Raw genomic sequence first — 21511 nt, 5'->3', positions numbered from 1 at the left:
AGGCAGCCGACATGGACTACAGCAAGCTGAACGCCGCGGAGCTCAACGACATCGTCGCGGCCGAGCATCCCGACGCCTGGGGCGCCGCGGCGAAGGCCTGGGGAAAGACGGCGGTGCTCGCGAACAACGTCGAGGCCGGGATCTCGTCGGCGAGCGGCGAGATCACGGTCTGGCGGCAGAGCAACGACTCGGCGGCGCAGGCGGCCTTCGACCAGCGCATCAACCGCGACCTCGACGTCCTACGGCGCTGGAACCAGTTCGGCGTCATCGTGATGCTGCGGCTGCAGGCCGTCGCCAGTGTGCTGGGTGCGGCCCAGCCGGCGATCCGGGGTTTCGCCGACGCGCGCGCCGAGCAGGTCAGGATCCGGGACGCCGCGGCGGACGACATCGATGCACGCAACCGCGCCACCCAGGAGATCGACCGTCTCGACGACCTCGCCCGCGGCCGGATGCAACTGGTCGCACAGTTGATGAGGGAATCGCTGACCGACAAGGACCCGGAACGCCCCGGTCGCTGGGTCGGACCGCGAGCCGCTCCGGGAGGCCCGAGCAATCCCGGGGCGGACGACGGATCGCAAGCCCCAGGTGCCCAGGGGCCCGGCGCAGACTCCGGAGGCGGCGGGGCGGCGCCCGGGGATCCGGACGCGGGGACGCCGGAGCAGCCGTCGTCGCCGAAGACCCCGGAGACGAAGGAACCGGAGGCGAAGGATCCGGTGGAGGAAGCCGGCAAGCTCATCGACGTCATCGGCAAGGGCATCGACCTGACCGGAAAGGTTCCGGAGAACCTCGACAAGTGGCTGACGCTCGCCCAGCACGCGAAGGATCTGCTCGGCGCGGACACGCCGTCCACCTCGACGCCGGACAGCCTCGTGCCGCAAGGCTTACCCACCGACGAGCCCGCCCTGGCCGGCGGCGCCGGCACGGAGCCGGTTCTCAACCCCACCCATTACACGCCGTCCACTCCGCACAGCGGTGGCCTGGGAAACAGCGGCCTGGGTTCGATCGGCCTGCCCCTCGGCGGCGGTGGAGGGGGCGGTCACACCGGCCTGCCCAGCGGTACGACGGATCGCGGAACGCAATCGTTGCGCTCAGCAACCACTGCTGGAGGTGCCGGCGCCGAGCCCACGCTGAGCGGCAAGACCGCGACCACCGGCGCCACCGGCACACAGTCGAGCACTCCACCGATGTACCCGCCGATGAACGGCGCGGGTGCCGGCGCTCCCGCCGCTCGCGGAGAGATTCGCCCGGGAGCGGCAGCGGCGAAGTCGGGGTTCACCGTGCCGACCGAGTCCACCGCGTCCGAGCGGCTGCGCCGCCAGGGAGTGCAGTCCGACCTGCAGGGCCGGACGAACGGCGAACAACGGACTCCGGCCGGAGCTCCTCCGCCACACCGGCGCAGGAGCTCCGCGCGCCCCCGCCGTACCGCCGTCGACGACGTGCTCGACGAGGAGCTGTGGAAGCTCTGACGGCACAAGAGGCCATTCCGTGGCCGCATCCGGAACGCGTCCGGAGGACGCGGGACCGGGACCTAGCGTGACATCGACCGGTGATCACGCGCCGGCAACCAGCGAGGAGGAAACACCATGGCCGGTGTGGAGACCGAACTCCAGCGAATGCAACGAACGGCCCACGAGGCCGCCACGATCGGCGACAACCTGAAGGCGGTGATGACGGCGCTCGACAACGCGATGGGCGGCCTCACCCCGATGGACGGACAGATCAAGAACGTCTTCTGGCAGGGACACAGCAACCATCTCGAGGCGGTCGGCAGGCTCTGCACGAAGCTGCACCAGATGTCCGACGGCATCACCACCTCGAAGACCGGCTACGAGTCCGAGGACACCGGCAGTCAGGCCGCGTTCCACCAGTTGGGTGCGTCCGGCGGCTCCGTCCTCGACGTCACCAAGCTCTAGACAGGCTCCAGGAGGGATGCCGTCATGATGATCAACTACCCGGGCTCCGCGATGATGCAGGGCTCCGTCGACATGGGCACCGCGAACACGAAGGTGACCGAGCTGCAGAGCCAGTTCCAGACCGCCATGCAGGCGCTGCTGTCGGCCTGGCGCAGTGAGGCCGGTTCGCCGCAGCTGCAGCAGGTACAGCAGTTGTGGACGCAGGCCAACGAGGAGATCAACCTGATCCTCGGCCGCCGGGGCAGCGCCCTCGAGGACGCCTGGATCCGGATGGCGCGCGCCGACAGGTCGGCCGCGACCGCGCTCGACGTCTGACCCAACCACCGGAGCCCGGCCCCGATACTTCTCGGGGCCGGGCTCCTGTTGTCGTCTCAGTCGGCTCGCCATCCGCGGCGGCGGCCGAGAGGTACGACGATCGCCCCGACGGCCAGCAGCAACGCGGCAACCCCCGCCAGCACCGCGATCCGGCGGCTTTGCTGACCTGCGGCGTGCCGCACGGCGGTACGCCGCTCCGCCACGGGATCCACCTTCACAGGTTTCACGGGCGGCAGCGCCGCGGGACGCGTGGTGCCCAGGACGTCCTGGACGGCGCGGTACGGGTTCACCACGCCGGCGCCGTACTGATCGGCCGGGCCGGGCGCCGGTGTCGCGGTGGCGATCAACCGGCCCGCGACCTGGGCCGCGGACAGGCGCGGATCTGCTGCTCTGACCAGGGCCGCCGTACCGCTGACGAAGCCGGTCGCGAAGCTCGTGCCGTCGTAGTAACGGTGTCCGCGAACGCGGGTTGCGGCCAGTACGCCGCCGCCGGGCGCCGAGATGTCGACGTACGACCCGACCTGCGAACCGGGCAGCCGCGAGCCGTCGATCGTCGTCGCGCCGACGCCGAGGACACCTGGGTACGCCGCCGGGTACGTGACGGGATCCGGTCCTTGCTGGTTGTGGGCGTTACCGGCCGCGGCGACGATCAGGGCGTCATGCCGTTGGGCGTACCGCACGGCGTCGCGGACCGGCTTCTGGTCGACGTACAGCGACAGCGAGATGTTGACGACGGTCGCGCCGGCGTCGACGGCGTACCGGATCGCGCCGGCGAACACGGTCGCGTCGACGGCCGCGCCCTGTTGTTCGCTCGCGTCGCGTTCGCTGACCCGGATCGGGAGGATCCGCGCGCCGGGCGCGATGCCGCGGAAGCCGATCCCGGCCACCGGTCGCGCGGCGATGATGCTCGCGACCGCCGTGCCGTGCGAGACACAGTCGAAGTTCGCGCGCTTGTCACCCGGTGTCAGGACGTCCTTGCCCGGCAGCACTGCGCCCGGCTGGGCGAGCTGCGGATGGTCCGCGTCCACGCCGGAGTCGATCACCGCGACCGTCACACCGTGGCCGGTGCTGATCGGCCAGGCGCGTTCCGGCGCGAGCCAGGTAGTTGCCCATGGCATCTTGGTGATCGTCGGTCCGCCGGCCTCCGCGGATTGGCACTGCCCGGCCGGCGGGCCGGCCCACGCCGGTGTCGCGGTGGCGGCGAGCGTTCCCAGGACGGCGGTCGCCGCTGCTGCTCTGACAGTCATCACGCTCCGGACCGTACGGCGCGGCCCGATCGTGACACGGGTTCTGACCCCTTGTGGCCAACGACTGACCACGTTGCCGCCGACACCTCACCCTGGTGACTCGGAGGTGTCGATCATGGACGTGTCGAAGCTCAACCTCGACAAGGAGCTGGCCGCACTCGGCCTGGACAGCGGGCTGGAGCGGCTGACCGCGGCAGCGGCTGCGCTCGATCGTGCCTTCGACGAGATCGTCGCGACCGCCGTCTCGCCCGACCGGCTGGTCAAGGTGACCGTGACCGGGCGCGGCGACGTACGGGAGCTGGAGTTCGACCGCGGCATCTACCGCACCGAGAATCCCCAGGCGCTGGCCGCGACCATCCTCGCGACCCTCGGCCAGGCGCACGCCGCGGCGGCCGCCAAGATGCAGGCCGCGTACGAATCCTTCCAGGAGGACCTCGATGACTGACCGGATCCAGGTCGACCTCAACGGCGTGGACAGCGCGGCGGAGGCGTGCCGGCAGGCCGGTGGCGACGCCCGCGCGAAACTGACCGGTCTGATGCTCGGGCTGACGCAACAGGCGATCGAGAGCGCGGCGGGTCACGACGACTACGGCAAGCAGATCACGGACGGCTGGACCAACAGCGGAGCAGCGCAGTTCCCCGACGGCGCCAAGTCGATCGAGGCCGAGCTGCTCGGCCGCGGCTACCAGATGACCGCCTGCGCCGACCGGACCGAAGCGACCGACTCGGACGCGGCCCAGCAGGTGCGGGCCACGGATGTCGGGCTGGCGCGCGTCGGGGACCACTGGGAACCGGCCCCGCAGAGCGCGGAGTAGCCGCCGTGGGCTTCCATCTGCCGGGATGGCTGAAGGCGATCCTGGAGGGCGGGTACGAGCCGCAGGCCGACGAGGACAAGCTCTACGCGCTGGCAGACCAGTACGACGCGTGCGCGGCGTACCTCACGGGTGAGCTGTCGGCGGCGATCCAGGCGGCCGGCAACGGCTTCGGTGCGGCGTACCAGGGCGAGGCCGGGAGCGCGCTGAGCGAGTACCTGCGTCGGTATGCGACCGACGCCAATGCTTGCGGCCCTGTCGCGATGGCGGACGACGTCAAGCACGTCGCGGAGTTCCTCCGGACGATGGGGGACACGATCCTGCGGACCAAGCGTGAGCTGCTGATCATCGGCATCGTCAGCTGGATCACGATCCTGGCCGGGCTCGGGCCGGTGATGGGGACGCTGATCCGCAAGCTCGGGCAGGAAGGCGTCAAACGGCTGCTGCTCCAGTTGCTGAAGAAGCTGGTGAACCGGGAAGCGAAGAAGCTGCAGGCGCGGATGGTCGGCGAGATGGTGGCGAACGCGGCGCAGCAGACCAGCAAGTTCGTGTTCAGCCGGCAGATGGTGCCGAAGGTGCTCGGGCTGGTCGGCGCGGAGGTGGCCGACGAGGTCATTCCGCACGCGCTCGCCGGCTGGTGGGGCGAGGCGACCGGCCATGACCGGCGGTTGGTCGTCGACGGCAACGGCCGGCCCGTGAAAGATGCCGACGGCAACTTCGTCACCACGCACGACTGGGATTGGCGGGGTACGGCGATGACCACGGTCGGCGCGGTGGTCGGCGTACCGCTGTCGCACGGGGTCGGGGCTGGGCTCGCGAAGGTGCCGGGGCTCGGGAAGATCGGCCGTACGTTCGTCAACAACGCGATCACGTCGCCGCTGTCGAGCTCGCTGACCGCCCTTGGATTCGGCGAGGGCTGGCACAACCCGACCCTGCAGGAGGCCTGGCTGGCCGGCGCCCACGGCGCGGTGCGCAACTCCACGCCGAGCGATGTACACGGCCCACTGGAGTCGATCGGCGAGAAGGCCGGTGAGTACATCGGCAACAAGATCATCTCCGCGGTCCCCGGCGGCCCTCCACCCGGCGGCGGCGGCCCTGACGGCGGCGGCCAACTCCAGTCCCCGCCGGCCGGCCAGACTACCCCGGCGAACGGCGGCCAGGACCTCGGCCAGGCTGCCAGCCAGAACACCGCCCAGAACGCAACGCAGAGCTCCACCCAGCAGACGCTGGCCCCGGTCGGCGCAGGCCTCGGTCAGACGACCACGAGCACCACCACGGCCGGTCGCCCAGCCCAGCCGGGTACGTCGTCCCCAACCAGCACCCAGCAATCCCGCGCGGACCAAGAGACCGCCGTACGCCGGAACCCAGCCACCCAACCCAGCGACACCGGCCCCAACGACACCACAGACGAACAACTCACCACCCCCGACCAAACGGCCCAAGCCTCCGGCTCCAACGAGACCACCCCGGCCGACCACACCGCGCAGGCCGACCAGACCGGGCAGGCCCAGGCCGACGCGACGGCGCAGGCCCAGGCCGGGCAGGCGGACGCGACGGCGCAGGCGCAGGCCGGGCAGGCTGACGCGACGGCCCAAGCACAGGCCGGGCACGCTGACGCGACCCCGCAAGGTCAGACCGCCCAACCCGGCGCGACTCCGCACACCCAGACGGCGCAGGCCGACGCGACCTCGCAAGGCCAGGCAACGCGAGGCTCTGCGACCTCGCAAGGTCAGACCGCCCAACCCAACGCGACCTCGCAAGCCCAGACCACGCAAGGCGACGCGACCTCGCGTGCCCGGACCGCGGTAGCCGACGCGACCGCTCAGGCGTCGCCGAGAGGCCCCGGCGCGCATGGGGGTCCGACGCCGCAAGCCGTCCCCGGCGCACCGGACACGAGGCAGACCACAGCGTCGTCCCACCAGGAGGCCTCGCACCCGAGCGCCCAGACCATGGACGGGCGAGTACTTGCAGGCTCACCCGCCGGGACGGTCTCCGCGACGTCTGTCATCCGCCGAGGCGCGCCGACGCTCGACCCGGCCGGCCGGCCTCGCCGATCGCGCCCGGGCGAGGTCTTCGCGGGTACCCGCCGCGGCGGTACCCATCCGCACCTCCCCGGGGGATCGAGCCGGGTTTCCGTTGCTGACGACAACCACTTCGTGTACGGCGATCGCCGCTTAACCCCGCACGAGCTCGCGTCCCTCGCTCGCGCCGCCAACCACGAGATCGTCACCGACGCACTGACTCCCGCCGCGACCGCCCTGGCGCAGAAACTCGCCGACATCACCGGGCAGGACGTCGTCCTGCGCTCGTCCGACGGCACGCAGGTGCTCACCCCGGCCGACGATCCCGCTCTGCGCCCCGACGGTGTCGTCGTCCTCGAGGACGGCAAGCTCATCCGCAAACCCCGCGCGAACTCGGCGTACGGCATCGAGCTCGAGATCACCGAGGACACCCTCGGTACCCGCCTCGGCGCCGGCCGCTCGAAGACCGCGTTCGCGTTCTACGACAAGGTCGTCCTGGTCGCCCACCCGGGCGTGTCCCTCGCCGCCGAGGTGGCGCAGACCAACCACCTTCGCAGCCTCCCTGGCGGCGAGCACGTCATAGCCCCGATCCACCAGGTCACCACACTCTTCGGCCGGGACGCGATCGTCGTCGACCGATACGCGACCACCAGCCACGAAGTCCTCGACGAAGAAGCCCCGGACCCCGACTCCCGCATGCCGGGCTTGCCCACCCAGGCCACCCTCGAAAGTCTCCAGGCCCTCCACACCTTCGCCGTCGAAAACCACGTCCTCCCCGGCGACCTCCAGTTCGCGATCACCCACGACGGCCGGTTCCACGCGTACGACATAGCCGGCACCCGCCAGATCACCGGCCCCGACGACCCCGCCCTCACCACCCTCAACACCTGGCTAACCTGGGCCGCCTCCCAACTGACCACCCCCACCACCCCCACCACCCCCACGACCCCCGCCATCCTGGCCCCCGGTACGCCGGTCTCGGGTACGCCGGGCTCCGGCACGCCCGCGCCGGGCACCTCGGTCTCCGGCGACCCGGCCTCAGGGGCGTCGTCGGCGAAGAAGGTGCCGCCGCGAATCATCCGGCGGTCGAGGGCGGCGGAGGCGGAGGGCGAAGGTCGGGCACGACGCAGGCGACCGGAGGAGGTGCGGCCTGCGGACGGGGTGCGGCCTGCGGGCGGGATGCGGGTTGGGGAGGTTCAGGGGGTTGTGGACGGCGTGTTGCGGCGGATGCGGTTGCCGCGTGGGCTGCCGGTGAAGGTCGTTGTCGGCGCGAACAACGGCGTACTGGTGGAGGAGTACGGCATCGAGCCCGCCGCCGGTCCGCGGCCCGCGTACTTCCGGCTGGAGAACGGCACCGGCGTCGTCTACCTGTCCGCCTACGACCACCTGTCGGCCGACGACGTGGCGGCGTCGGTCTGGCATGAGGTGGTCGGCCACTTCGGCTGGCGGCTGTTCAGTCCGGCGACGCGCAGTGAAGTGCTCGCCGCGGTGCACGAGCTCCGCGGCCTCGACCCCGAGCTCTCGGCCGAGATCGACGAGTTGTACCCCGACCAGCCCGTGGAGGTCCGGGACGAGGAGTTTCTCGCGGCGCTCGCGGAGGACGGCGTACCCGGTCGTCTGAGGCAGGCCTGGAACCACCTGCTGTCCACCCGCCTCGGCGACGCCTTCCTCCGCATCGGTGCCATCAGCAACGAAACCCTCGAGCGCGCCCGCCGCGACCACCACCTCGAACCGCTGCACACGATCCTTCGCTCCCTGGTCAGGGCCATCCGCCGGGGCCGCCCGGTCCACGAGTCCCTGGTCGCGCCGCGATCCCGCACGTCCCGCCCCGGGCCGAACATCTCGCGGATCCGTCCCGCTCAGCAGAACCGGTACGACGGCGGCGGGCTGCCCGCGTTCACCAGCGGTGTCGTCGAGTCGTCGTACGGCGACCTGCTCGACGGCTCGCTCGACGAACGAGCTCTCGCCGCAGCGCTTCCGGTCGCGCCGGACAGCAAGGTCAAGCGATTCCTCGTCACCGACGCGGACGAGCGGCATTTCGTGATCGAAGGTGCGCGGCTCACTCCGCACCACCTCGCGGTGATGACCGACCTCTACCGCAACGTGTCGATCGTCCTCGACACCCGTACGCCGCAGGCTGCGGCCCTGGCACAGCAGCTCGCCGACATCATGGGCGTCGACATCATCGTCCGTACGCCGGACGGCTGGCAGAGCCTGCGCCCGCGGGCGATGCCGCACCAAGAGGGCACGGTCGAGTTCGGCCCCGACGACACGCTGATCTTGCGTACGCCGGACAACCCCGACGGCGTACCGGTCGACGACCTCGAGCCGCATCTCGGCCGCCTGCTCGGCGTCGGTGGGTCCAAGGCGGCCTTCGCGTTCTACGACAAGGTCGTGCTGATCGCGCTCCCGACGATCGAGGTGTCGTTCTTCAAGCAGCTCCGCCGGACGCTCGACCTGCTCACCAAACCCGGCGCGGCCGACGTCATCGCGCCGCTCCGGTACACCACTGTCTTCGAACGCGACGCGTTCGTCGCCGACCGCTTCCCGACCATCAGCCGCGACATCTGGGCGAGCATCCCGGACTTCCACGGGCCGCAGGTGCTCCGTCCGACGCAGGCGACTCTCGACAGCCTGCTCGCGATCCGTGCGTTCTTCGTTGCGAACAACCTGGTCATCACCGACCTCCAGTTCGGGATTGACCCGGACGGTCGGTTCTGGGCGTACGACGTCGGCCGCGTCCGACCGTTGCCGTCCACGACTCCGCCGGCTGTTCCCGGCGGTGTGAACCTCGCCGTTTTCAGCCGCGCCGGGTCGAACCCGCTCGAGGTCGTCGACGCGTGGATCGCGTGGGCGGCCGACGGTCTCGGCGCCGAACGGATCTTCACCCCGCCGGCCGCCGTGCGCGGCGCCCCACCCCTCAACGAGAACCTCGAGCCCACGTCGTACGACTGGACCACGGCGACTCGCCTCACACCGGATGAGCTCTCCGCGCCGCCGGACGGTGTCGGCATCCGCCGAACCGCCGACCAGTTGGTGAAGCTCTACCCCGACGCCCCGGAAGCACGCGACCGCGCTGTCGCCGAGCTCAAGCGCGCCCACCTCGCGGCACGCACCGGCTACGGCCCGCCGCCCCGAGGCCTGGTCACAGCGGAGCTCGACGGCACCCAGTACGTCGGCCTCGCAACAGACGCCGTCGACGGAGGCTCCATCACCACGCCGGGTGACGGGCGGTCGGCTGATCTTGAGGGCGCTGCGCTGAGCGGTGGTCCGGGTGTTCGGGCGGAGGCTGTTCGTTGGCGGCGGGTGGTGACGCTCGATACTGTGCTGCAGCTTCACGACTACGTCCGTCGGTTGGTTGCTCTTGGCCACCAACCGGCTGCCGATCTGCGCGGGTTCGTGGACGAGCGGGGCATCTTCCGTCCCATCGAGTTCGCTGAGGCGGTCCCTGGGGGCCCGCTGCTCGGTGACGAGCTTTTGGCGGCTGCGATCGAGAATGTGAAGCGGGCGGCAGGCAATCACGACTCCGGTCGGGCCCGTCGCGTCTCCGGGCCGCGCGGCGACGACGCTGTCGCGGAGGTGTTCGAGCAGGTGCCGTCGTACCGGCGGTTGACGCTCGAGGAGCAGCGTCGGATGGTGACCGTCGTCGAAGCGGTCACCGGGAACGACGCGGTGCTGCTCGACGGGCTCAGGCCTGTGCTGATCAGTCCGGGGTTTCGGGCGCTCGGCCCTGACGCCTTGAGGGCGGAGGTCGAGAGTTGGGTCGAGCTCGAGTATGCGGACGTGTTCAGCAAGGGCGTCGAGTTCGATGGCGAGGTGACCGGAGCGCCGCAGGTACCGGACGCACCAACAGCCCGGCCGGCGGACTGGGCCGAAGCCACCGATCTCGGTGAGCTGCCGCCGTCGTTGCCGCGGATGAGCAGTGCCGGGGAGGCCGGGTCCGTCGCGCGGCTCGGCCCTCACTCCGGCGTCTATCTGATCGAGCGACCTGACGGCAGCGAGTGGGTCGTGAAGCTCTGGCCCGACGGGAGCCGGTACCGGGCGCAGGCGATCGCGGAGTACGCAGGCCTGCTCGGCGCCGCCGCGACGGGTTACGGACCGACGCCGTACGGCTTGGTCCGGGCGACGATCGCCGGGCAGGACTACGCCGGTGTCGCAATGGCTCAGGCCCCGGGCGGCTTCATCGGTACGAGTGCTGTCGACCCCGCGGAGACCGAGCAGTGGCGTGCGGCTGTCACCTTCGACACCGTTCGCCAGTACGACCAGTACCTCCAACGGCTGCTGGACGCCGGCTACTACGTCCGGACCGACCTACAGGTCTTCGTCGACGGCGACGGGAACCTCCGGCCGATCGACTTCGAGTTCGTCGCCGCGCTCCCGGCGGAGCCGGCGGCTCGTCGTACGGCGATCGAGAGTCACGGGACCGGGTCGTTCATCGGCCGCGCCGTACGGCGTCAACTGCTCGACGCGGCCGTCGCCAACGCGAGACGGCAGCAGGGCGACAGGTCGCTGCTGGCTGCGACAGACGCAGTCGTCGAGGACGGCCTGCCCCTCCAGGAGCGGGAAAGGATCGCCAGAGAAGCGTTCGGCCGATTGAAGCTGCCGAAGCATGTCCTGGACAGGATCGACCTGGTCACGCCACCGACCCAGGACGCGTTCTACCAGCGATTTCGCCAGGTCGAGCGCATCACCGAACTGCGCAGAGGCCACTTCCAGCCGAATCCGGACGGCAGCGCCGAGCTGGTGATCACCCTCGACGCCAACCCGACGCGCGCCGCGATCCTGGAAACCGTTCTGCATGAAGCCGCGCATCTCGTCTTCGCCGCGTCGAGCCCGGCGGAACAACTCCAGCTGCAGAACGACATCGACCGGATCCCGAGCACACCGCTCGTCCGGCAGTGGCGGCAGGAGATCACCGAGCTGTACGCCGGGTCGTCCCGCCACCTGGTCAACGAGGAGTTGCTCGCGAGAGCGTACGCGCACATCGTCGAGGAGTTCGGCGACGTGCCGTCGGCGGTACGGACCTGGCTCGACGGCGTCGTCACCGGGACGTTCGGCCGGATCTGCGTCCGCCTCGGGTTGGTCAGCCCCGAGACGCTGCGAGACGCCAGGACCCGCCGGGACCACGACCTGGCCCCGTTCTACCGCGTGCTGCGCACCGCTCTCCAAGGCAGACAGCGCGCAATTCATCCGGCCAACTACCACCAGACCAGGGCGAGTCTCGGCAGCGAGCAGTCCGACAGCTTCGCCCAGGCCGTTCGTCGCAGCGGAGGTGCGCTGCAGGTGGTCGTCGACGTTCGGGACGCGCCGGCCACCGAGACAGCGCATCCGACGCTGGAGGGTGCCCGGGTGCAGCGGCAGTTGGCGGCCGCCCAGCAGCGGCTCGATCAGGCGATCGCGGCCTGGAACCTGGCTCTGGAGCAGGGCGGCTTGCCTGATGCCGCGCTGGAGAAGACACTCGACGAGGCTGCAGACGTGTTCGTGCTTCGCCGCGACGAGGCCGGTCGACAGCTTGGGCGCGACGCCGTGCTCGCGGCGATCCGTCAGCTCGAGACCACCGTGACGGAAGATCATCGCGCGTTCGTTGTGCTGACCCGCGAGGACGGGTCCAGCCGCCGGCTCGTGCTGCACAGCGCCGGCAACCGGCCGCGGTACGTCGACAGCGACCAGCAGGACGTCGAGCGCAGCGACATCCTCCGCGAGGCCAGGTCCGACGTCGTCAGCGTCGAGGCGCTGGTACTGGATCCCGCCGGTACGCCGGTGCCCTTCGCCGGCAGGCCGATCGGTACCCACAACGAGTACGGCGCCGAGACTCCCGTCTCGCCGGACGAACTGCTGCACCTGCCTGCCGACCGGCACGCGGCCGTCCTCGCCCGGATCGACCGCGGTTCCCCGATGCGTGCTCCCGCGGACGACAGCCTCGTGCGGTTCTGGAGCGACGCCCCGGCGCTCCCCGACGCGATCGAGAACGTGACCGCGATCGAGCCGATCGGCCCCGGCTGGCTGCGGGTCACCACCCGGGGTGGCCTGACCCTGCTGGCCGGCGTACGGCGTGGGCCGGTGGCGCACGGTGAGGTGACGGTCGAACGCGTCGGCGACCACGAGTCGGCCGCGTTCGTGATTACTGTTGCTGAGGGCATCGATCGTGAGCTGGCCGACCTGACCTTCGGGCAGCTGATCGACGCACAGCTGGACGCCGACTGGGTCGAGGCGGCCGCGGCCGGGCACATCGCGGCGCTCGCGGCGCAGCTCGAGATCGTGGAGCCGGTCAGGGCGAGTCTGCAGGCGGCGGACGAAGCGTTCGCGATGCCGCCGGCCGACGTCTCGCTCGTCGACTGGTCAACGGTGCGCGAAGCCCTGGCCGACATCAGCGCGGGACTGGACGATCCGTACCGGCCGGCGAACCTGGCCCTCGCCGCCGACCGTTTGCGGACGGCTCACACACAGCTCCCGGCCTCGGGAGCGTTGCACGAGCTCGCAACCGCCGCGAGCCAGGCAGCCGCGCAGCTCGGCGGAAGCGCAGTGCTGCGCCGCGGGTACGACGTACCGGACCGGATGACGCCGGCCGACGTACTGACCGCAACGAAGCTCCAGGTCCGGCACCGGCGGCTGAACGCCGGAACGCCGGACCAGCTCGGCCGGTACGACGCCCGGCGACTGAACCGCCGGCGCCGCGCCAGACTGCGCGAGGCGGTGTCGGCGGCCGGGCTCGACATCGGTGCCGTGAACCACTTCGACCGGTTCCGGCTGCTCGACCGCTCCGGCTACGGCACACTCGTCGAGCTCGCTCTCGAGTACGGCGCGCGACCGGGCCTGGTCGCGGGACTGCCGGTGACCGTGGACAGTGGTTGGCTGGACGAGACGTTGCGTCGACCGCGATTCCAGCAGGCGGTGGGTGCCACGCTCGCGCCGACGGAGCAGGCCGGTGTGGTCACGGTCAGCGTGAACGGGCACCAATCCTTCACCCTCGCGGTTCGCTTGGACGGGCAGGGCCAGCCGTCGGCCGATCCGGCCGCGGATGTCGTGGTGCCGTTCGAGGCGGACCGCGAAGCTGATCCGAGTGTTCACGAGTTGGCCGGACGGGTGGCGAAGGCGATCGAGAGTCACCGGTCGGCAGCTGACCGGGTGTCCGCGGATCTGCTGACCTGGCAGGCGCTGGGTGGCCAGGCCGGTCACGAGCTCAGTCTCAACGACCAGGCCGCGGTCGGTTGGCTGCGCAGCTTCAGCCTGCACCATGCCGAACCGACCTGGCGGGACGCGCGGGCCTTGCGGGAATTCCTTTATCAGAAGGGGTTGCTGCCCAGCAGCCCTGACTACGAGCGCAAGTTCGCCGCGCTGCGGAGCCTGGACCGGGAGCTCGCGGACTACGTGCTGAGGCACAACGGCGCGCGCCGGGTCACCCGCGTCCGCGGGCTGATCGAGACCCGCCCGCTCGGCGAGGCCGGTATCGAGCCGAGCCGGGCGGTCATCCCGGTGTTCGACGGCAGCGACCTGGTCCGGCTGGCCTCCTGGCTCAATCGTTTCGAGGAGGGCCCGCACGGCCGGGGCCTGTCCTTCACCCGCTTGGGCGAGAACACCGTGGCGATCACCGTCCCGCGCACCGACGGCGCGCCGGATGTCGTCACCGTCCTCGTCGAGCCGGGCGCCGGGCTCGCCGCCCGGCACGGCCAGGTGGCGCGCGGCGCCGAGGCATCGACGTACCACCTCCGGACTCCACCGGGCGTCGACCGGTTGCGGGGCGAACGGCTCACGATCGAGGGTCTGTACGCCGTGGTCGCGGAGCACCTGGACAGCACGACGGAGCTGCCGCCCGGAATCGCGGCGGTGCTCGCGCGCTTCGAGCAGCAACTGGTGTCCGCCGCCGGCTGGCGCACGTTCCGGATGCTGGTCAAGGACCTGACCGAACATCTGGCCGAGCTCGGCCTGGACGACCAAGCACTGACGGAGCTGAACGACCTCGTCCCCTCGTCTCTGCGGCGAGTCCTGACCCGGCGCGGCCGGGCGCGATCGGCCCAGGCGATGGCCGAGCAGCTCGAGGAGCGCCTCGACCGCGGTGAAGCCGAGCCCTCCCGAGTGCCGCGGCGGGCGATCTTCCTGGGTGGGATGGCGCTGGACAAGCTGCTCATCGGCGTCGGCAACGCCGCACTCGGCCTGGCCCTGTTCCACAACTCGTCGTGGCTGGGCGCCACCTTCGCGATCGGCTACGGCCTGGCGGAGGGCTGCGGACAGGGCTATCTGATGTACCGGGGCCAGCTGGCCGGCGAGAAGCTCGAGCAGGCCGTCCGTGGCCGGGGCGCCGCGCTGCGAGCCGAGCGAGAGACGGCCCAGGCCGCGATGCTGCGCGACGACGTCCGGGACGTGATCCGGCCGCTGCTGGAGAACGTGGTCAGGGTCCCGGCAGCAGAACCCGCACGACCGGCGCCAACAGCACGCCGCTGGTCGACGTACGACAGCGAGCCCTGGGTTTTGCAGCGCTCACAGCGCTATCACCTGTGGTCCAACCTGCCGTACGGCGTGATGTCGACGATCGAGCCCATCGCGCTGGTCGGAGCCGGCGCGGGTCAGTGGGCCTTGGCTGCCGTGTTCGGGGTCACGGCCGGTCTCGGGTACGTCGGCGCGTCCTTCGGCGAACGGCGCCGTACCCGCCATGACGTCGCGAATCGCTTGCGGCAAGGCCAGTTCGACGACGTGCGCCGGATCCACGCGCGCCGGCAGGAGGAAGCGCTGCGGGCGCGCAACCTGCAACTCGGCATCAGCGCGCTGATCCGGGAGGCCGGACAGACCCCGCCCGCCGCGGCGACCACCCTGCTCGCTCGCCGGGTCAGTGACGACGAGCTCGGTCGGCCGGTGTTCGACCGGCGTCCGAACCGCGGCCTGGACATCGGCCAGGTCCTTGATGTCCGGTACCCGACGATCCTGGCGCCAGGCGCGGCCGGGACGGCGATCGGTCTGTTCGTCAGCCCTGTGGTGGCGGCGGTCCAGGCCGGCAACACGATCGTCAACACCTGGATCAACGCCATGGTCGAAAGCGGGTACGGCGACCTCGACACGCACTACACCGATCTCACGTCCGCCCAGCTCGCGCACGCGTCGCTGGTCCGCAGCCGCCAGAGCGACGACCGGTTGCTGGGCGGTGTCCACGACCTGGTCTGGTCCGCGCTGGCAGAGTCCGGCGGCACTCGGCCGGCCGTACCGGGTGAGGTCGTCGCGGACCTCGTCGGCGCCGAACCGCAGGCGCCGATCATGCCGCCGTTCTGGCGGAAGATCTTCCCGCTGACCGCGTTGCTGCCGGGGATCGGCGAGTTCGCCGCGGTCAGCGCCCTGGGATCGACCGTGGCTGCCGTGACGGAAGCCGGGGAGACCGCGAAGGACGAGGTGACGACCGGTTCGGTGAACGCTGTCCTGACCAGCATCACCGGCACCGCCGGCCACTACCCGCTGAACTGGTTCCGCGCGGGCAAGCAGGCGCTGCAGGGGTATCACCGGATGGCCGAGGGGGCGATTGCGGAAGGCAAGACCAAGCAGCGCGCGTTGCGGGCGGTGCTGGACGACGACCAGCACGGCAACGCGGCGGCTCTGGGGCAGCTGTTCACCACGGAGGGCCGGACCGTCGACAACTCGGCCGCGGTCGCCCAGATGACGGCCGGCCTGTTCGCCGACGGGAGGACGAGGGCGCTGCTGGAGCTGCTGACGAAGCTCGACGGCGTTGAGGTCGATCCGGCCGATCCGCTGCGGGTCCGGGTGGAGCGGGACGGTCGCTCGCGGCAGTTGATGTTCGTGGTGGGCGATGTGGAGAACCATGCGCCGGCGAAATGGGAGGCCGACGAGGACAGCGTCACCGTGACCGTCTCGCGGTTGCTGAGAGATGCCGTCGAGGTGTTCCCGGCGGTCGGGCACGAACTCCGCGAGATCGGTGAGCTGCTGGTCGGGACCCCGGCCGACGGCGCGCACGAACGCGGACAGGAGACCCAGCTGGCCGTGCTGGGTTGGGTGGCCGACCAGGCGCCGGAGTCCGACCCGAAGACCGGCGTACGGGCCGATCTCGCTCTGCTCGACACCGTCACCAGCCTCGGCCTGATGCCTGGGACCGAGTCCGAGCGGTTCGCTCTTCTGGAGCCCGAACTGATCCCACTGATCGATCGCGTCGCGTCGCGCGTCGACGTACTGGGACAGGACGTGGCCGCGGTGTCGTTGGCGCCCGACGCCGCGCGGCCACTGAGAATCGCGCACAACTCCTGGGAGTCGGCACTGCAGGGCCTCGGCGCGCAGGTCGGCGGCCTGGGATCGGTGGTCAAGGCGCTGCTGCCCGCGCAGGTCGGCCTGGGGCACTACGCGCTCAACGTCACCAGGCAGTTGTTCGGCTTCGGCGCGGCCGGACTGACCGAGCTGATCAGCCAGGGCCGGGGCCTGCAGGTGATGTTGATCCCGCCGCCCGACGGCTACCGGACCGAGGACCACCTCAAGGCCGACGAGGTCGGCTGGTCCGATGCGATGAGCGACCGGACGCTGGCCGCCTGGCAGGAGTACCTGGCCGCGCACCCCGACCAGTTGCCCGACGTACTGCACGCCCACGACGGATGGATGACCCGGTCCGCGTTCGACCTCGCCGATGCGTACGGCGTACCGGTGGTACTGACCGTGCACGCGACCGAGATCGGCCGGCGTGGCGGCCGGCTGGACACCGACACCAGTCGCAGGATCCATGCGCTGGAGTGGCGCACAGTGCGCCGGGCCGACCACGTCATCGTCAACTCGCCCAAGATGAAGGAGGAGGCGGTCGCGGCCTTCCACCTGACACCGGATCGCGTCACGATCATCCCCAACGGCACCGACCCGAGCCGGTGGAAGATCGACCGCGCCACGGTGGATCGTGACTCGGCGCGTGCCCGGCTGCAGGCGGGGCCGCAGGACACGGTGATCTACTACCAGGGCCGGTTGGCGAAGGAGAAAGGCGTCCAAGACCTGATCGCTGCGTTGCCGGCCGTCCAACGGCGTTACCCCGGCGCGAAACTGCGGGTGGTCGGGGACGACACGGGCGAGTTCGCCGCCGAGCTGAAGCAACAGGTGTCCGCGCTGGTGACCGAAGGGCGCCTCGCCGCCGGGGACGTCGTCTTCCTCGGCCGGATCGGCCACGCCGAGGGCCTGCCGGAGCTGGTGGCCAGTGCCGACGTCGGCGTGATCCCGAGCCGTTACGAGCCGTTCGGTGTGGTCGCGAACGAGCTGGCCACCGCCGGGCTGCCGCTGGTGGCCTCGGACCAGATCGGATTCGTTGACCAGAGCAACGGTCTGGCCTATCCGGCCGGAGCCGTCGACGAGCTGGCCACGGCGATCCTCGGCGTCCTGGACGATCCGGCCGGCGCCGGGCGGCGGGCCGAAGCCGCCCGGGAGAAGGCGCTGTCCCCGATGTACCACTGGGAGGTGATCGCGCAGCAGACCGTCGACGTCTACCGCGGTATCGAAGCGCACCAGGTGCGCAGTCCCGAGGAGATCGGAGAGGTGGTCTACCCCGGGAGCGGCGACGGCGGGCACTGGTACCAGAGCGCCGTGTTCTACCAGGCGCTGGTCCGGGCCTACCGCGACGGCGACGGTGACGGCTACGGCGACCTCCGCGGTCTGATCGAGCAGCTCGACTACATCGAACTGCTCGGCGTCGACTGCCTGTGGCTGAACCCGATCTACCCGTCGCCGCTCAAGGACGGCGGGTACGACGTCAGCGACTACACCGACGTCCACCCGAGCGCGGGCACCCTCGACGACTTCAAGGAACTGCTCGCCGAGGCCCACCGGCGGGGCATCCGGATCATCGTCGACTTCGTCCCGAACCACAGCTCCGACCAACACCCGTGGTTCCAGGAGTCCCGCCGCGATCCCGACGGCCCGTACGGCGACTTCTACGTCTGGTCGGACACGCCCGAGCGGTTCTACACCCCGCTGCACACCGATCCGGACGGCGGCGAGTACATCGTCGATCCGGACACCGGCGAGCGGCGGGCCATCGACCCGGAGTCGACCTGGCTGCGCATCACGTCGGCGTCCGGCCAACCGTTGATCGGTCCGCGGATCATCTTCACCGACACCGAGACCTCGAACTGGACCTGGGACCCGGTGCGCGGCCAGTACTTCTGGCACCGGTTCTTCAGCCACCAGCCGGACCTGAACTTCGAGAATCCCGCGGTCCAGCAGGCGATCCTCGACGCGCAGGAGTTCTGGCTCGACCTCGGCGTCGACGGGTTCCGGGTGGACGCCGTGCCGTACCTGTACGTCCGGGAAGGCACGAACGGCGAGAACCTGCCGGAGACGCACGCCTTCGTCCGGCGGATGCGCGCGCTCGCCGTCCGGTACGACGCGATGGTGCTGTGCGAGGCCAACCAGCCGCTCGACGACCTGATGGCGTACTTCGGCGACCCGGCCAAGGGCGGCGACGGTTTCCAGATGGCGTTCGACTTCGCGTTGATGCCTCGCCTGTACATGGCACTCGCGAGCGAGGTGGCCGAGCCGATCCGTGAGCTCGTCCGGCATCGCCCCGCCCTGCCCGCGAGCGCCGCGCTGATGACGTTCCTGGACAACCATGACGAGCGCACCACCGAGATGGTCAGCAACGCCGAACGCGAGTACCTGCACGCGACGTACGACCCGACGCACCAGCGCAAGTCCAACGACGGCTTCGTCGGACGGCTGGCGCCGCTGCTCGGCAACGACCCCGCGCGGATCAAGCTGGCCAACGGACTGCTGTTCGCGCTGAGCGGGTCGCCGATCATCTACTACGGCGACGAGCTCGGCATGGGCGACAACCCGGCGCTGCCGGACCGGGACGCCCAGCGCACCCCGATGCCGTGGCGCCCGGACCGCAACGCGGGCTTCTCGGTCGCCGCGCCGTACCGGCCGTCGAACGGCGATCCCGACCCGCGGCACCTCTACCTGCCGCCGGTCACAGGCTCGCCTGACGGCTTCCGTGAGGTCAACGTCGAGCACCAGTTGTACGACGAGTCGTCCCTGCTGTACTGGACCCGCGACCTGATCGGGGCGTACAAGCAGCATCCTGTGCTTGCCGTGGGCACCTTCACCGACCTCGCCGGCAGCAACGGTCACGTGCTCGCGTTCGCCCGGCAGGACGGCGACGAGGTGGTGCTCGGAATCTTCAACCTCGCCGGCACAACCCAGGCGACCGACCTGGACCTGAGTGCCTGGGCCGGTCGGCGGCCGACCGACATCCTCGGGCAGCAGCGGTTCCGGGCGATCGACGACCTGCCGTACGCCGTCACGCTCGACGGGAACGGCTTCTACTGGCTCACCCTGAACCGCCGCGCACCGGAGTGAGGTCAGTCGTCGCGGGACTCGTCGAGGTATGCGGCACCGTTCGCCAGGAGCAGCTGCACCGCGGGGAGAACGCGGTCGAGCGTCGGCTCGGCGTTCACCTCGTCGGTCCCTGCTCCGGCGCCGGCGCGAGCGACGTACTCGCACGTCTGCCAGAGGCTGTCGCACGCATGGCCCCAGGTCCACAGCTCGTAGCTGAATCCGTCGACACGCGCCGTCGGGTTCGCGGGGACCGCGCCGAGGCCGTACCGCCCGGGAGCGCTCGGATGTTCACCCGAGCCGACCAGCAACGATCGGATCCGGCAGCTGCGCGCGAACTCCAGTGCATCCGCGGTCCCTGGCTCGATCTCGACGAGCAAGTCGCGGCCGAGCAGCGTGTCGATCACAGCCGCCGCGTCCGCGATGCCGCCGGCACGGGCGACGGCCTCGGCGGATGACCGGGTCCAGGGAGCGTCGCCGGCTCCGGGTACGCCGTGAGCGAGCGCCCACACGGCCAGCTCATCGCCTGCGTTGAGCTCGTACTGCTGCCAGCCGATCCGGACGATGTGCTGCTCGCCCGGGTGGTTCGCGCCGAGGTAGTGGCCGACCGGGAAGATCAGTGCGTTGCTCATGCGCTCACTCCACTCAACCGGAAGCTGACATCGACGTACGCCGCGTTGACGAGCAGCAGCGGGTGCAGGGCGGTGAGGAATCGGGTGAGCAGTGTCTCGGCGTCCGTCCGGGCCTCAGCAGATCGGCGCGCCACGTCGGCCGCGCTCTCGCAGACCGCCCACAGCGAGTCGTCCATCGCCGACCACTGCCACAAGTCGTAGACGGCGAAGTCGACCCGCAGCACCGGCTGCCCGAGGAAGCCGATCGCGAACCCGCCGGGCTCGGTCGCGGTGTTCCCCAGGCCGAGCATCAACGGCGTCAGCTGATGGCCGCGCGCGAAGTCGCGGGCCTCCTCACCGCCGAGCGTGAACTCCGCCAGCAGCCCGATGCCGAGAAGCTCCTCGACGATCTCCGCCGCGTTCGCGATACCTGTGTGCCGGGCGAGCTCGACGATCGACTCGCGCTGCCACGGCACCTGTTCCTCCACCGCGTGCGGCGTGCCGTGCGCCAGTGCCCAGACCGCGTACTGCCGATCGTCCAGCTCGACCAAGCCGGTGCCGCGCCGTACCCGGCCGGCGCCGACGAGGTGCCCGATCGGCACCGTCAACCGTTCGTCATTCATGCGTACGACGCTCGGCCGCCGATGACCCCGGCGGCCGGGGTTGGCCGGATCAGGAAAGGAACTGACCGCTAGTTGGGCCAGCGTGGGTCGCGGCCGAGGTGGGCGACGATGCGGTCCAGCGGGTCGTCTCCGGACCACGCGACGTCGGGTGCGAACGGCGTCCCGGGGGCGAGGCGGACCTCGCCGGTCGGGACGACCTGGGCGACGGCCTGGGCCGCTTCGAGCGTGGCGGGGGCGAAGGCGACCGTCGTACCGAGGGACTTCGCGACGTCCCAGCTGTGCACGACGTAGTCGATGAAGTGGAAGCTGATCGCCTGCCCGCCGGGGAAGTCGGCGCCGAACTCCACGAGCGGGAACGTGCGGTCCGCGACGCCGGGCTCCGCGAACGCGTCCAGGACGTGCTCGGCGGACTCGACGTACGCCTTCACCGGGTCGTCGCCGAGGTCGCGCAGCTTCCAGACCGCCGGATCGGACTCGCCGCGGGAAGCGGCCGCGAAGCCGTAGTGCTGGGTGGCCATGTGGGCGAGTAGACCGTACAGCGTCCAGGCCCGGCACGGCGTCGGCCGGGACAGGTCGGCGGGGGTCGCGGTCGAGACGAGCTTGATGCCGGCCCGGACGGCCTCGGCGTCGAGCGGAACGTAGTCAATAGTGTGCATGCGCTTATCGTATGCGCCAG

At 70.8% G+C, this 21511-nt stretch carries 10 protein-coding genes and 2 pseudogenes; 8 read left to right on the top strand and 4 right to left on the bottom strand.

The window, feature by feature from the left end; translation table 11 throughout:
* The first annotated feature begins 11 nt into the window (after positions 1-11).
* From AB0I12_RS39525 to AB0I12_RS39515, 3 genes are all read left to right on the top strand, one after another.
* On the top strand, positions 12-1466 hold the full coding sequence (locus AB0I12_RS39525) for a hypothetical protein (RefSeq protein ID WP_359940590.1): 1455 nt from the start codon (positions 12-14) through the stop codon (positions 1464-1466).
* Between the two features lie 117 nt (positions 1467-1583).
* A complete protein-coding gene (locus AB0I12_RS39520; RefSeq protein WP_359940587.1) occupies positions 1584-1913 on the top strand; it encodes a hypothetical protein in 330 nt (109 codons plus the stop codon).
* Positions 1914-1937: 24 nt separating this feature from the next.
* Positions 1938-2228: a hypothetical protein gene (locus AB0I12_RS39515; protein WP_359940584.1), complete on the top strand. Its 291-nt coding sequence runs from the start codon at positions 1938-1940 to the stop codon at positions 2226-2228.
* 56 nt (positions 2229-2284) lie between these two features.
* Here the strand turns inward: AB0I12_RS39515 and mycP are convergent, their stop codons facing one another.
* Entirely contained in the window at positions 2285-3475 is a 1191-nt protein-coding gene (gene mycP / locus AB0I12_RS39510; RefSeq protein WP_359940684.1) for a type VII secretion-associated serine protease mycosin, read from the bottom strand.
* A gap of 115 nt (positions 3476-3590) precedes the next feature.
* Between mycP and AB0I12_RS39505 the strand changes: the two genes are divergently transcribed.
* The 5 genes and pseudogenes from AB0I12_RS39505 (at position 3591) to AB0I12_RS39485 (ending at position 19625) form a co-directional block, all read left to right on the top strand.
* On the top strand, positions 3591-3920 hold the full coding sequence (locus tag AB0I12_RS39505; RefSeq protein ID WP_359940581.1) for a YbaB/EbfC family nucleoid-associated protein: 330 nt from the start codon (positions 3591-3593) through the stop codon (positions 3918-3920).
* A complete protein-coding gene (locus tag AB0I12_RS39500) occupies positions 3913-4290 on the top strand; it encodes a hypothetical protein (protein ID WP_359940578.1) in 378 nt (125 codons plus the stop codon). The genes AB0I12_RS39505 and AB0I12_RS39500 overlap by 8 nt, the downstream gene beginning before the upstream one ends.
* A gap of 260 nt (positions 4291-4550) precedes the next feature.
* A pseudogene (locus AB0I12_RS39495) lies at positions 4551-17726 on the top strand (glycosyltransferase); the annotation flags it as partial.
* A gap of 51 nt (positions 17727-17777) precedes the next feature.
* Positions 17778-19085 (top strand): annotated as a pseudogene (locus tag AB0I12_RS39490) (alpha-amylase family glycosyl hydrolase); the annotation flags it as partial.
* A 3-nt stretch (positions 19086-19088) separates the two neighbouring features.
* The gene (locus tag AB0I12_RS39485; protein WP_359940681.1) at positions 19089-19625 is read left to right on the top strand and encodes an alpha-glucosidase C-terminal domain-containing protein; all 537 of its coding nucleotides are present in this window, start codon (positions 19089-19091) and stop codon (positions 19623-19625) included.
* Positions 19626-19627: 2 nt separating this feature from the next.
* Here the strand turns inward: AB0I12_RS39485 and AB0I12_RS39480 are convergent, their stop codons facing one another.
* The 3 genes from AB0I12_RS39480 to AB0I12_RS39470 form a co-directional block, all read right to left on the bottom strand.
* Positions 19628-20233, bottom strand: a complete 606-nt coding sequence (locus tag AB0I12_RS39480) for a hypothetical protein (protein ID WP_359940575.1) — start codon at positions 20231-20233, stop codon at positions 19628-19630.
* Complete coding sequence (locus AB0I12_RS39475; protein ID WP_359940572.1) at positions 20230-20835, bottom strand: hypothetical protein; 606 nt, start codon at positions 20833-20835, stop codon at positions 20230-20232. The genes AB0I12_RS39480 and AB0I12_RS39475 overlap by 4 nt, the downstream gene beginning before the upstream one ends.
* A 68-nt stretch (positions 20836-20903) precedes the next feature.
* Entirely contained in the window at positions 20904-21491 is a 588-nt protein-coding gene (locus AB0I12_RS39470; RefSeq protein ID WP_359940569.1) for a TIGR03086 family metal-binding protein, read from the bottom strand.
* Positions 21492-21511: the final 20 nt, after the last annotated feature.

Source organism: Kribbella sp. NPDC050459 (assembly GCF_040655315.1).
Taxonomy (GTDB): domain Bacteria; phylum Actinomycetota; class Actinomycetes; order Propionibacteriales; family Kribbellaceae; genus Kribbella.
Note: the sequence above shows the minus strand (reverse complement) of the source record. Positions and strands in the feature narration are given on the sequence as shown.